Below are 13,362 nucleotides of genomic sequence, written 5' to 3'. Positions count from 1 at the left end.
CCGAGGAGGAATGCCATGGAATCAATTTTTTCGGTAATCGTAGTTTTGTACTTGGTTGCATCGGTAATCAGTGCCGTGGTGCAGTCGATGAAGAATCCGAAGCGAACGGCCTCACCGCGAATACCGAGGGTGGAGCCTGCTGCTAAAGAGGAGAGACCTCAACCTAAGGCTGATCCTGCAGCTGCGCAACCGGTACTGCAGACCCAGCCGAAGCCGCAATCAGTGACTCAGTCAATGCCTGATGATGATGGATGGGATGATGTAGACGATGGCTTTGACTCTGACTGGGTTGATGATGATTTTGAGGGTGAGTTTGATTTAAATGACGGTCCTGAAGGAATCAGCAGAACAAAACCGGCTGCAGCGGTAGTTTCTAAGCAGCCTGAAGTAGGTTTTGATCAAAGAATTCCAGCGCAGCGGATGCGGGAAGCGGTAATCCTAAGTGAGATTCTTCGCGAGCCCCGCGCACTGCGGCCCTGGCCTTTACGGTAAGATAAGTTCCCGAGATAGGTAAGCTCTGTCTCGGGAATTTTCTTTTTAGTTATTCTTTCGGGTAGATAAGCATAGTGTTTAAAGTAGCGGTGATAGTTGGAGGTGGGGCAATGGGTGCCGGTTTTAATCGGACTGTGCGAAAACTGACTGCTGCTTTGGACCTGCCGGCAGATGTGGTATTAGATCTGCCGCGAATCACAGTTATCGGGAACAGCGAAATGCTGATTGAAAAGCATAAGGGCATTGAAAGATATACGCCTGAAGAGATTCAGCTGCGGGTGAAGGATGGGATTATCCGCGTTTATGGCAGAAAGCTGGCAGTTCGGTTTATTGAAAAGGATGACATCAAGATCGAGGGCAGTATCTTCACCATTGAAATGGTCAACCAGTAGCGGGGTGACGTCATGATTGAACGGCTTTGGGCTTGGATTACCGGTTATGTGATTATTAAGCTTAAAGGCGCAGATTTAGAACAGCTGCTGAACAGAATCGCCCGCCAGGGTTACGGCATCTGGGATCTAGAGCGCGTTACAGCTAATATTATGATTGGCAAAATCCGGATTAAGCATTTTAAGAATATTCGTCCGCTTTTAAGAGGCTTGAATATCCGCGTCGGAATTGTCGGCAGGAGAGGACTGCCATTTTTGGCGGCTAAACTTCAAAAGCGTAAAATGCTGATGCTGGGACTGATAGCTGTTCTGTTCTGCTTATATTACTTAACAGGATTTATCTGGTTTGTTGAGATATCAGGCAGTGATGAGATCAGTGTTGAGGACATCGCCGCGGTGTTGGCCGAGCGGGGAGTAGTACCCGGGGTGCGTAAAGTAGATCTCAATCAGCGGTCTTTAGAAAATACGCTTTTGACCCAGTTTCCTGATTTTTCGTGGGTAGGGATAAACATCAAAGGGGTATTAATGAATATTGAGGTGGTAGAACGAACCAGTCCGGAATTAGCAGAAGTCCAGTACGGCGACATTGTCGCTGCGGAGAATGGGCTGATTACCCAAATATTGCCATTTAGGGGTACTCCGGTTGTTTCTGCAGGCAGCACTGTCAAGAAAGGAGATGTTCTCATTTTTGGTGAATATTATGATCAATACGGCCGAAGAATGCCGGGAGCTGCCGAAGGGATCGTGCGCGCTCGGGTGTGGTTCGATGCTATTGGAGAAGCCGCGTTGAGCAAAACTGTGGAATTAAAAACCGGAAATCGCCATGTGAACTACCGGATTGAGGCAGTCGGGTTATCATTTGTTCTTGGCGGAAAGGTGCCATTTAATGAGTATGCCACAACTTTAGAGGTGTGGCAGCTGCAGATTCGCGGTTTCAAGCTGCCATTCAGCCTGACTAAACAGATCTATGATGAGGTCTACTATGAAACAGTACCGATTTCCACTGAAGATGCCAAAACCTTAGCTCTGGAGCGAGCCTGGCAGCAGCTGGAAGCGCAAGGGATCGATCGCGAGCAAGTCGCAGATACCCAGATTGAAGAGTATTTGCTTGCAGATCAGCATGGGATAAGGGTAGGATTGATCGTGGAATTGGAGCGGGATATAGCTGAATTTAGGCCAAAGCTTTAGTTTGCATCTCACCTTCTTTTTGCTTATAATACTTATGATAGGGATAGTTTTCTTAAGATATATTAGGGGGTTTGTTAGTGGCTCATCATGCAACTGAAATAGTCTTTACCTTGTCGGACATTGCCCAAGCCCAGACAATCAGCGGAAAAGGCGATGAGAACCTGAGGTGGCTGGAAGCTCAGTATGGAATTCGCGTTATACCGCGGGGGATAGATTTGATCCTCAGTGGCGATGTTGAAGATGTTGAGAAAGTCCGCAGAATCCTAGAAAATGTAGCAGGGTTAAAACGCGAAATAACTTCTCACGATTTTCATTATGCCAGTACGTTGATTGATACCGGCAGTGCAACTAGCCTTAAAGAGATAAATTCTGAAGTAATTGTCACTACTGCGCGGGGCCGCCAGATCTATCCGCGAACTGAAGGTCAGAAAAAATATATTCAGACAATAAATAGTAATGTGATTATCTTTGGAATTGGTCCAGCGGGCACGGGCAAAACTTACTTGGCAATGGCCGCTGCTGTAGCTGCGCTTAAACGCAAGGAAGTGAGCCGTCTCATTTTGACCCGCCCGGCTGTAGAGGCGGGAGAGCATTTAGGTTTTTTACCTGGCGATCTTCAGGACAAAGTGGATCCGTATCTCCGCCCCCTGTATGATGCTTTATATGATATTTTAGGACAAGAACAATACCTCAAGCTGCGGGAAAAGGAAGTAATAGAGGTAGCTCCCTTAGCATATATGCGTGGACGAACATTAGATGATTCGTTTATCATCCTTGATGAAGCGCAGAACACTACCAATGAACAGATGAAAATGTTTTTAACACGCTTGGGTTATGGTTCAAAGGCAATTGTAACGGGTGATGTGACTCAGATTGACCTGCCGCGGGGACGCAAGTCCGGTTTGGTCGGTGTGACTAAAATCCTTAAAAATGTAAAAGGAATTGGATTCAGCTATCTAACAGACAGTGATGTTGTCCGTCATCCCCTTGTACAGAGAATCATTAAAGCCTATGATAAATTTGATGCTGAAGAAAAGGAAACATAAGCGCTAACTCTGGAGAGGAGCTGCCGTAATGAGTAAGTCAAAGTCAAAACCTTGGACAAAGTTTATGCAGAGCTTTAAAACCAAATTTGAACAAAACAATGTACGTCAGTGGGTTTTGGCTGTTTTGGTTTTTATTGGATTGTATGGTATCCTTTCGATCAACATCTCACCAATCGGATATCAGCTGGAAGTAGGCGAGGTTGCCCGCCAGGATATTCGGGTGCCTCGGGATATGGAAAACCGGGCTCAGACTCAGCGAGCACAGCAGGAAGCTGCTGCTAAAGCTGAAGCGGAAGCTAAAATCGATCCAAATTTTTACATTGTAAATCACGCTGTAGTTGTCGAGGCTGAGGAGCGGCTCGACACAGTTTTTGCTGTTATTGCTGATGCAAGAATTGAGCCTGAATCAGATTCAGAGTCCGATGCTGAGGAGACTGCGGCAAATGGGCAGCGAGAGCCGGTCACTGTGCAAAAACGCCTGGCGCAGGTGGCGGAGATTGTACTGCCCATCAATTATGTTGAGCGGCTGCTCGCAGCGGATGAACTGGAGTACAATACATTTGCTGAAGAAAGCAAACGAATAATTATGGAGCAGATGAAACAGCGGATTTCTGAATCAGATGTTTCTTATATCAATGACCGCATTCGGGTGCTGTTTGCCCAAAGTGATATCAGATTTGAGCTGCAGGAAGCGGCGGTGCTGATCGCGGGCCAGGTTATTAAACCTAACTTGGCATTGGATCAGCAGGCGGTGGAGCAGCGGCGCCAAGAAGCGGTCCGCGCAGTAAAACCGGTAATTGTAAAAGCCGGAGAGATAATTATCAGTGATGGGACAGTAGTAGGAGAAGAGCACATTCAGATGCTCAAAGATCTCGGCTTATATCAAGAGGGTATTGATTATTGGTCGCTGCTGGGTCTGCTGATTATTGTCGTTCTGCTTCTGTTGTTGTTTGCAGTGTCATTATACAAGTACCAGCCGGATATTATTAAAAGTGAGAGCAGATTGGCTTTTGTTGGTTCAGTTTTAATTTTAGTTACCTTAATCACTAAAATCTTGTCCCTGATCAACTGGCTGCTGATCATGTATTTAACCCCGATTGCCTTGGCAGGAATGCTGGTGACCATGCTTTTGGATTCCCGTACTGGCTATCTGACTGTAACGGTATTATCAGTGATCAGCGGTATTATTTTCCAGTCCCTTCCTTTGGTAGTTCAGGGATTAATTGGAGGATTAATCGCCATACTTAGCGTGTCTAAGGTCAGTCAGCGCAGTGAGCTGATGCGGGCAGGCTTTATTGTGGGCGGCAGTAATTTCCTGGTGATGATGGCCTTTGGTTTACTGCAGGGTGACTCCAATATGGTGGTTCACAGCTATCTGGGAATGCTTAATGGCTTGATCTGCTCGATCAGTACGATTGGTCTGCTGCCGTACTTCGAAAGTGTTTTTGGCATAACATCAGCGATTCGCCTGCTGGAACTGACCAATCCCAATCATCCACTCCTGCGGCGTCTGCTGATGGAAACGCCCGGCACCTATCATCACAGCATTATGGTGGGCAATCTGGCGGAAGCAGCTGCGGATGCAGTGGGAGCCGATGGCCTGCTTGCGAGAGTCGGCTCAACATTTCATGATATCGGTAAGATTAAACGGCCGATCTTTTTTGTAGAGAATCAGCTTGGAGCCGACAATCCCCATGATAAGATTGCACCTTCTCTGTCCACATTGATTATTACTGCCCATGTGAAGGATGGCGTTGAGCTGGCTAAAGAGCACAAACTGCCGCCAGTGGTTACATCTTTTATTTCTGAGCATCACGGCACTGATCTGGTGAAATACTTTTACCATCGAGCTTTAGAAGCAAATGAAGGTGGAGTGGAAGAAAGTGATTTCCGGTATCCTGGGCCAAAACCACAGACCAAGGAAACTGCCATTGTATCGCTGGCGGATGCTGTGGAAGCGGCAGTGCGGTCATTACCGAAGCCGACACCGGGCAAAATTGAAGGTTTGGTCCGCAAAATCATTCGCGATCGCCTTGATGATGGACAGCTGGATGAAAGCGATTTGACCTTTAAAGACCTGAATAAAATTGCGGATGCTTTTTCGAAAGTGCTGATTGGAATCTTCCACGGGCGCATCGAGTATCCAGAAAAGATTACCCGCGAAGAAATTGAGGGGAAGGGAAAATAATCAGTGGAACTATACATTAACAATGAGCAGACTAAATTTGATGCTGCCGGTTTGGAAGCGCTTGTAAACCAAGTAGTTGAAACTGGTTTAGGTGTATTACAGATCAGCGGTCCGGTGGAAGTCAGTGTGACCTTTGTCGATAATGACACAATCAGAGATTTAAACCGCGATTACCGCGGGATAGATGAGGCAACTGATGTGCTCTCGTTTGCTCTGGAAGAAGGCGAGGAGTTTTTTCAGCCTGAGGGAGCGCCCAGAGTTTTAGGGGATATTGTAATCTCTTTAGAGCGAGCCTATGAGCAGAGTGCTGAGTATAATCACAGTTTCGAGCGGGAAGTGGGTTATCTTACTGCCCATGGACTGCTGCACCTGCTTGGCTATGATCACGAAACCGACCAAGAAAAACAGGAAATGCGCGTTCTTGAGGAGAGGATCATGGCGGAACTAAATTTAACGCGTGATTAGGGTGAGGGGATTTGAAACCAAGAAAGATCGCTGCCAGCTTTAATTATGCGATTGAAGGCGTGTTGTATGCTGTAAAGAGCCAGCGCAACATGAAGATTCACTTCTTTATTGGAATCCTTGTGCTGATTCTGGCCATGGCTTTAAATGTCAGCCGGATAGAGCTTTTGATTCTGCTGCTGACAATCGGCCTGGTAATCTGCGCTGAAATGATGAATACAGCGGTCGAAGAAGTTGTCAACTTGTTCGTCAATGACTATCATCCAATTGCTCGCAATGCCAAGAATGTGGCTGCCGGTGGAGTGTTGATATCCTCTATAATCGCCGCTGGTGTAGGTTATATCGTCTTATTCGAAAAATTACTCCAGTTTGATCTCCGCTCGCTGCGGAGCAGTTTCAGACCGATTGATTTAACTTTAGTTGCAATTTTAGTGGTAATAGGATTGAGCATAATTGTTAAGAGTGCTACCGGCAGTTTAGATTATCTAAAAGGTGGAATGCCGAGCGGACATACCGCCATTGCATTCAGCCTTGCTACTGCCATCATGTTCTGCAGCAGCACTTTTGTGGCTGTTTTAGCCTTTGTCCTTGCATTATTGGTTGCCCACACCAGGGTGCAGAGTAAAATCCACTCTTTATTTGAGGTGGCTGTGGGTGGACTGATTGGAATTTTAGTTACAGTGATTATCTTTCATCTCCGGATATAGCAGGGAGTGGTTACTATCAAGTATCGCGAGTTAGTTGATCAAGCAATACAAGCTCTCACCAACGCATATGCGCCGTACTCCAAATTTAAGGTGGGGGCTGCCCTGCTCGCGGCCAGCGGTAGAGTTTATCTTGGCTGCAATATTGAGAATGCAGCTTACAGTCCTACAAACTGCGCGGAGCGAACAGCTATTTTTAAAGCTGTTTCTGAAGGAGAACGCAAGTTTAAAGCTCTTGCTGTAGCGGCGGATACAGATGAAGTGATTACACCGTGCGGTGTATGCCGTCAGGTGTTGGCTGAGTTTTTTGATGACGAAGTAGTGATCTTATTGGCTAATTTAAATGGACAAGTTGTACAGACTAAACTATCGGAACTGCTCCCAGGAGCTTTCACAGGTGAAAAATATGGAATATAGATTTATGCAGCTAAAAGCTGCAGATCCTGTCATAATTGCTCAGATTACAGCAATTGAGCAGGATGCCTTCGGTATTGGTGGGATGAATGCTTGGTTTTTGCCGCCTTTTATCCGCCACGGCCGAGTGTATGTGATACTTAATCAGGAAGAAGTTGTGGCTGTGGCCGAATACATGCGTGATTATGACGACCCCTGCCACGCATATTTGTTTGGCTTTGTTGTAAATAGGGCTTATCGCCGCCAGGGTTTTGGGAAAAAACTAATGACCAAGTCACTTGATTGTTTGGCACAGGAAGGTTTTAAATCCGTCAGCCTCACTGTCGATCCGAACAATATCGCTGCACTTAATCTCTACAGGAATCTAGGGTTTACACAAGCTGAGTTTTTGCCGAATGAGTACGGAAAAGGTGAGGATCGTTTGGTGCTAACACTCCAGTTAGCAGATCAGGAGGAGGTTAATAATGACAGTATTTAAGTCGGGATTTGCCGCGGTAATCGGTCGTCCTAACGTGGGAAAATCCACTCTTTTAAACAGTCTGCTGGATCAAAAGATTTCGATCGTATCAGACAAGCCGCAGACTACCCGCAATACAATCCAGGCCATTCTTACGCGTTCAGACGCGCAGATCGTATTTTTAGATACACCGGGGATCCATCGGCCTTTACATAAACTAGGGGAGTACATGGTAAAGTCAGCCAAGGCCGCGTTGGAAGAGGTTGATGTTATTTGCTTCATGGTTGAAGTTACCGGCTGGCGAAAGGCTGATGAAGAAATCATCGCTGAGCTGGGAAAAATTGATACTCCAGTTTTTCTGGTGATCAATAAAGTGGATTTAGTCAGTGATGAGGAACAGGCAAACTTCCTTCGGATGGTGGAGAATAAGTATGATTTTGCTGAGATTTTTGTCCTATCTGCTCTGGAAAGAACGGGACTGAACCAATTTGTTGAAACACTCGTTTCTTATCTTCCAGAAGGTCCTAAATATTATCCCGATGACTGGGTAACCGATCATCCGGAGCGATTTGTAATGGCTGAGTTTATTAGGGAGCAGATTCTTCACAATACAGAAGAAGAGATTCCCCATTCAGTTGCGGTTGATATTGATGAGGTGAAAGCCGACCCAGAAAAAGATCTTGTGCTAGTTCGTGCCACAATCTATGTGGAGCGGGACTCTCAAAAAGGGATTATTATTGGCAAGCGCGGCTCGATGCTGAAGAAAATCGGTATTGGAGCTAGGGAGCACATTGAAACCCTGTTAGGATCCCAAGTTTATTTGGACCTTTGGGTTAAGGTAAAGAAGGATTGGAGAAATAAATCCGGTTCTTTATCTGAGTTTGGGTATCAATAAATACCCAACAAATTTATCATCGCTGCGAACATTCTGTATGAAGGGGAGGAGAGTCAATGGCAGCGAAGTCGGCTCATGATCATCAACATGAAGAATTAAGTTGCTTAGTAATCAAAGCTCAAAATGGAGATAAACTTATTAGAGAACAGCTGATAAAAGAATACCGTCCCTTTTATTTAAGAGCAGCTTCTCAGGTTGCCAAAAAATATCTAGTGCTGGGTCGGGATGACGAAGCAAGCATCGCAATGTCCGCTTTTGATGAGGCGATTAACGCCTACAATCCTAAAGCGGGAGCTTCATTTCTCAGTTTTGCGGAGATAGTTATTAAAAGACGAATGGTCGATTTTTTCCGCCGCAAAGCCAGAAGCAGAGAGGAGATTCCCCTGTCAGCGCTGGAAACCGAGGATACCGATGATAATATTATCCGGAAGATCGAACTGAAGGAAGCTTATGGGGTAATCCAGGTCCAGCAGGAAACAGAGGAAAGGCGAGAGGAAATTTTCCGACTGAATCAGCTGCTCAGCGAGTATGGGGTGAGATTTTCTGAGTTAGTGAAAATTTCTCCCAAACATCAGGATGCTCGGGATCGAGCTCTGGAGGTTGCCCGCATTTTAGCAAATGATCCGGAATTATTAAAATTTCTTACCCAGAGAAAAGCCCTGCCGCTGAAAGAACTGGAAAAAGTAGTTAAAGTCAGTCGTAAAACACTAGAGCGGCAGCGAAAATACATAATAACGCTTACATTGATCTTAGTCGGAGAATTCCACTATCTGCAGGAATACCTTAAGCGTTCTGTTTGAAAGGGGAGGTAAGCATGAAACAGGGGAAAGGGATTGTCGTTGAGGTGGCAGGCAGCGACCATGTCATCGTCATGACTTCCCGGGGGGAATTTCTGCGCGTACCTTTCAGCAAGCCAGTGTGCGTGGGACAAGAAATCCAGTATACTATCAAAAGACCTCCTTTTTATCTTAAATGGACTATTGCTGCAGTTTTGTTGCTGGCATTAGTAGGTTCAGCGGGACAGATTACCAGCATTCCCGGGGGAACTACTCCCGAGTTTTTTGTGACGCTGGATATTAATCCCAGTATTGAGCTAGCCATCAACAGAGGGCAGCGGGTTGTGCATGCTGAAGGTTTGAATGAGGAAGGCAGAGACTTGGTTGGCAAAATAAACCTGGTTGGAACCACATTCAAACAAGCAGTAGAAGCAATCGAAACACAGGCAGAATCAGAAGGTTACCTTAAGCCGGGAGAAAATGAGATTGTAATTACAATTGCTCAAAATGGAGTAGAGAACTATGAGCAGGTTAGTCTCGTCGAATCCAACAGCGCAGCAGAAGATGAGCAGGAGATTGAGAGTGTGATCAAGGAAACCCTGGCGGGCGCTTACCGCGTTCAGATGTGGAGGGTTCCTGCCGAGGCAAGGGAAAAAGTTCGGGAAACCGGATTGACTCCAGCAAAGTACATTGCCGTATATGTTGATTTAGACAGCGCCAGTCTTCCTGAATCAGAAACATCTGGAGCAAGTACTGCGCAGGTCACAGCAACAATTGAGCGCAATGGTGACCATCATTACTTTGAGTTTGAGATTACCAGACCAGTTTTCCCGTCAAGCCAATTTATACGTACCAGCAAGGAGTAGATAATGAAGGTTTCGGATTTTAACTATGAACTACCGGATGAACTAATAGCTCAAAAGCCAGTGGAACCACGAGACAGCTCCCGTCTGATGGTGGTTGACACCGGAAGCGGGTCCATTGAGCATCATCATTTTTATAATCTGCCTCAATTTTTAAGACCAAACGATGTATTGGTCATCAATGAATCACGAGTCCTGCCGGCCCGTTTGTTTGGTGCACGCGAAGATACCCAGGGAAGAGTGGAAGTTTTGCTGCTGCACCCTGTCGGCGAGAAGCGCTGGGAGGTTTTAGTTAAGCCGGGTAGGCGCTGCAGAGTCGGAACGAGAATAGTTATTGCTGACAGTCTCAGCGCCACAGTGGTGAGTGAAACAAATGTTGGAGGCAGAATTGTTGAGTTTGAATATGTAGGCGATTTTGAAGCCATTTTAGAAAGCTTGGGGGAAACACCTCTGCCGCCCTATATTAAGGCGAAACTAGAAGATAAAGAGCGCTATCAGACTATCTATGCCAAGGAAAAAGGATCAGCCGCGGCGCCTACTGCGGGACTTCATTTTACACCGGCTCTGCTCGAGGAGATTAAGCAGATGGGCGTGAAGATTGTTCCGCTGATTCTTCATGTGGGTTTAGGAACCTTCCGTCCGGTTAAGTCAGAGCATGTGGAGGAACACCGCATGCATTCCGAGTACTACCGATTGAGCAAGGAAAGCGCGGCGGTAATTAATCAGCGCAGGGCAGAAGGTGGGCGGGTGATCGCTGTCGGAACCACGGTGGTGCGCACCCTAGAGACACTGGCTGAGTCAGGAAAAGTAAAAGCAGGTTCAGGCTGGACCGATATCTTTATCTATCCGGGTTACCAATTTGAGGTTGTCGATGGAATTATCACGAATTTTCATCTGCCGCAGTCAAGTCTCTTGATGCTGGTGTCAGCCTTTGCAGGCAGTGATTTAATCAAGGAAGCATATAAAACAGCGGTTCAGAATCGCTATCGTTTCTTTAGTTTTGGGGATGCGATGCTGTTAGCAGATAACAAGGAGTAGGATCAATGGCAGTAGAGTTTTCAGTAATAAAAACCGCATCAGATTCACCGGCTCGCCTAGGTCTTTTAAAGACCACCCACGGAGTCATCGAAACACCAGTGTTTATGCCGGTCGGCACTCAGGCGACCGTTAAGACGCTCACTCCTCTGGAGCTGAAGGAAATCGGTGCTGATATTATCTTGAGCAATACTTATCACTTATATCTGCGTCCAGGCAGTGATTTGGTTAGGGAAGCCGGAGGTCTGCACCAGTTTATGAGCTGGGATCGGAGCATTCTGACAGACAGCGGCGGGTTTCAAGTCTTCAGCTTAGGTAAGTTAAGAAAAATCTCCGAGGAAGGAGTCGAATTCCGCTCCCACCTTGATGGCTCAAAGCATTTTATATCGCCGGAAAAATCCGTTGAAATTCAGATGGATTTGGGTTCAGATATTGCGATGGTCTTTGACGAATGCGCACCATATCCTGCGGAGTACAGTTATGTTAAAGAATCCACAGATTTGACTTACCGCTGGGCAAAACGCTGCCAAGCGCGGCATGACCGGGAAGATCAGTCGCTTTTTGGAATTGTTCAGGGTGGCGTTTTCGCCGATCTGCGCAGGCAGAGTGCCAAACAGCTGGTAGATCTGGATTTTCCCGGATACGGGATAGGAGGCTTAAGCGTCGGCGAACCAAAACCGTTGATGTATGAGATGCTTGAGGAGATTATACCGATCATGCCTCAGGAAAAACCTCGCTATTTGATGGGCGTGGGCTCACCTGATTGTTTGGTTGAAGCAGTTCTGCGGGGAGTCGATATGTTCGACTGTGTGTGGCCAACTAGAATCGCCAGACACGGTACAGTCATGACTCGTCAGGGACATTTGACAGTGCGGAACCAGCCTTTTGCAAAAGATTTTATGCCCATTGAAGAAGGCTGTTCCTGCTATGCCTGCCAAAATTTCAGCCGCGCGTATATTAGGCATTTATTCAAAGCGAATGAAATGCTGGGACCGCGTTTGGCAACAATCCACAACCTGACGTTTCTTGCGCAGCTCATGGCTGATATGCGGCAAGCGATTCGGGAAGACCGGATGCAGGAATTTCGCGATCAGTTTTTCGCAGAATATGCAGGATAAACCTATGCGAGGGAGAAAAATATAGTACGGAGGTGAGTCCATGTTCCTTGAAGCTCAGACACCTGGAGCAGGTGGTTTATTAGGGTTATTGATGCCGTTTGTCATCATGCTGGTTGTTGTCTACTTCTTTATGATTCGTCCACAGCAGGCCCAACAAAAAGAACGCCAGGCAATGCTGGATGCATTGAAGAAGGGTGATCGAATCATAACAATTGGCGGCATTCACGGTGAAATAACCAAGCTGTCGGAGGATACCGTAACAATTCGAGTTGCTGACAAAACAGAAATTGTTATCAGCAAGTCGGGTGTAGGTTCGGTGAAGAACTAGACAGAATAAACCACCTTGGGGTGGTTTTTTCATTATATTAGGAGGGTATTGGAAATGCGGAGTAGGAAAACGGTCTTCATCCTATCTTTTATTATTCTTATCTTAACCTGTCAAAGTGCTGCCGCTGGCGAGTTTTATCTGCATGACAATAAGGAGTATTGGTGGTATCATGTGGACAACCCCGGGTTTTATGCAGTTGTTCCCAGCGCGGCAGATGTTTATGTGAGCAAAAAAGTCTTCGGATATGATTTTTTGGAAATTTCCTGGGATAATGGCTCGGTTGTAATGGAAGTTGGTGTGATTCCGAACAGCAGCAGAGATGATGTGATCAATTTTGTTGCTAAACGCTGGAGTCCGTTCCTTCAAGACGAGCGTGTTTTTGCTAATCGCGAGATCACCACTTCGAATGGTCTGCCGACTTACTTTTATGCTGTTGAAGGCAGCGGACCGGATGGAAATAAATCAATGCTGCGCTCTGTTTACTTCAGTAAAGATGGCAATGTTGTCTATTTAGCTATGTATCTTCCGAATAATAAATATCAAGGTAAAGTTGAGCACCACTGGATCAGAGCAGTTAATGATTTTGAGTGGGACTAGGATGGAGAAACTCTGAAGGATTATGCAAATCCTTCGGAGTTTTGTCTATAATACAGGCAAAGGAGGAATGAGGCATGCTGTATGACTTAACTAAAAGTCTGATTGCATCCGGCATAGGGGCAGCTATTTTCACTAAGGACAAAGCGAAAGAATTTATCGCAGACTGGGTCAATAATGGGCATTTGAGCAAAGAAGAGGGAGAGCAGCTGTTGGCAACTTGGCTGGAAAGGTTGGATACAGATCGGACAGCACTTAAGCAGCGGATAGAGGAGGAAGTGAAGAAAATTCTTGACACATCGGTGTTAGTTTCTAAAAAGCAGTATCAGGAACTGCAGCAGAGAGTAGATGAGCTGGAACAGCGGATCCTGAACCTTGAGCAGCAGCAAGAAGAATAGGGAGAGGAAGAGGTG

General features: G+C 46.2%; 17 protein-coding genes. All 17 read left to right on the top strand.

Annotated features, from left to right (window positions below):
* The first annotated feature begins 15 nt into the window (after positions 1–15).
* Positions 16–492, top strand: a complete 477-nt coding sequence (locus tag GX019_04865) for a hypothetical protein (protein HHT36490.1) — start codon at positions 16–18, stop codon at positions 490–492.
* A gap of 110 nt (positions 493–602) precedes the next feature.
* Positions 603–884 carry a sporulation protein YqfC gene (yqfC, locus tag GX019_04860; GenBank protein ID HHT36489.1) on the top strand — a complete coding sequence of 94 codons (282 nt, stop codon included), beginning with the start codon at positions 603–605 and terminating at the stop codon, positions 882–884.
* 12 nt (positions 885–896) lie between these two features.
* Positions 897–2,069, top strand: a complete 1,173-nt coding sequence (gene yqfD / locus GX019_04855) for a sporulation protein YqfD (protein HHT36488.1) — start codon at positions 897–899, stop codon at positions 2,067–2,069.
* A gap of 98 nt (positions 2,070–2,167) precedes the next feature.
* Entirely contained in the window at positions 2,168–3,115 is a 948-nt protein-coding gene (locus GX019_04850; protein ID HHT36487.1) for a PhoH family protein, read from the top strand.
* 28 nt (positions 3,116–3,143) lie between these two features.
* Positions 3,144–5,303 (top strand): HDIG domain-containing protein, encoded by a 2,160-nt coding sequence (locus tag GX019_04845; protein HHT36486.1) that lies wholly within the window; start codon positions 3,144–3,146, stop codon positions 5,301–5,303.
* Between the two features lie 3 nt (positions 5,304–5,306).
* Positions 5,307–5,768, top strand: coding sequence for an rRNA maturation RNase YbeY (gene ybeY, locus GX019_04840; protein ID HHT36485.1), 462 nt, complete (start codon positions 5,307–5,309; stop codon positions 5,766–5,768).
* 11 nt (positions 5,769–5,779) lie between these two features.
* Entirely contained in the window at positions 5,780–6,472 is a 693-nt protein-coding gene (locus tag GX019_04835; GenBank protein ID HHT36484.1) for a phosphatase PAP2 family protein, read from the top strand.
* 15 nt (positions 6,473–6,487) lie between these two features.
* The gene (locus GX019_04830; protein ID HHT36483.1) at positions 6,488–6,886 is read left to right on the top strand and encodes a cytidine deaminase; all 399 of its coding nucleotides are present in this window, start codon (positions 6,488–6,490) and stop codon (positions 6,884–6,886) included.
* A complete protein-coding gene (locus GX019_04825; protein HHT36482.1) occupies positions 6,867–7,361 on the top strand; it encodes a GNAT family N-acetyltransferase in 495 nt (164 codons plus the stop codon). Before GX019_04830 ends, GX019_04825 begins: the two co-directional genes overlap by 20 nt.
* Positions 7,348–8,235 carry a GTPase Era gene (locus tag GX019_04820; GenBank protein ID HHT36481.1) on the top strand — a complete coding sequence of 296 codons (888 nt, stop codon included), beginning with the start codon at positions 7,348–7,350 and terminating at the stop codon, positions 8,233–8,235. Before GX019_04825 ends, GX019_04820 begins: the two co-directional genes overlap by 14 nt.
* Before the next feature lie 56 nt (positions 8,236–8,291).
* The gene (gene sigI / locus GX019_04815; protein ID HHT36480.1) at positions 8,292–9,035 is read left to right on the top strand and encodes an RNA polymerase sigma-I factor; all 744 of its coding nucleotides are present in this window, start codon (positions 8,292–8,294) and stop codon (positions 9,033–9,035) included.
* Between the two features lie 14 nt (positions 9,036–9,049).
* Positions 9,050–9,877 carry an anti-sigma factor domain-containing protein gene (locus tag GX019_04810; protein ID HHT36479.1) on the top strand — a complete coding sequence of 276 codons (828 nt, stop codon included), beginning with the start codon at positions 9,050–9,052 and terminating at the stop codon, positions 9,875–9,877.
* A gap of 3 nt (positions 9,878–9,880) precedes the next feature.
* Positions 9,881–10,912 carry a tRNA preQ1(34) S-adenosylmethionine ribosyltransferase-isomerase QueA gene (gene queA / locus GX019_04805; GenBank protein ID HHT36478.1) on the top strand — a complete coding sequence of 344 codons (1,032 nt, stop codon included), beginning with the start codon at positions 9,881–9,883 and terminating at the stop codon, positions 10,910–10,912.
* 5 nt (positions 10,913–10,917) lie between these two features.
* Positions 10,918–12,027: a tRNA guanosine(34) transglycosylase Tgt gene (tgt, locus tag GX019_04800; protein ID HHT36477.1), complete on the top strand. Its 1,110-nt coding sequence runs from the start codon at positions 10,918–10,920 to the stop codon at positions 12,025–12,027.
* A 40-nt stretch (positions 12,028–12,067) separates the two neighbouring features.
* Positions 12,068–12,355, top strand: coding sequence for a preprotein translocase subunit YajC (gene yajC, locus GX019_04795; protein ID HHT36476.1), 288 nt, complete (start codon positions 12,068–12,070; stop codon positions 12,353–12,355).
* Positions 12,356–12,409: 54 nt separating this feature from the next.
* Positions 12,410–12,952: a hypothetical protein gene (locus GX019_04790; protein ID HHT36475.1), complete on the top strand. Its 543-nt coding sequence runs from the start codon at positions 12,410–12,412 to the stop codon at positions 12,950–12,952.
* Between the two features lie 74 nt (positions 12,953–13,026).
* On the top strand, positions 13,027–13,347 hold the full coding sequence (locus GX019_04785; protein ID HHT36474.1) for a hypothetical protein: 321 nt from the start codon (positions 13,027–13,029) through the stop codon (positions 13,345–13,347).
* Positions 13,348–13,362: the final 15 nt, after the last annotated feature.

The sequence above is a fragment of the Bacillota bacterium genome (assembly GCA_012837335.1).
GTDB lineage: Bacteria > Bacillota > Limnochordia > Darwinibacteriales > DTU012 > DTU012.
This window is presented reverse-complemented; position numbering and strand designations above follow the sequence as displayed.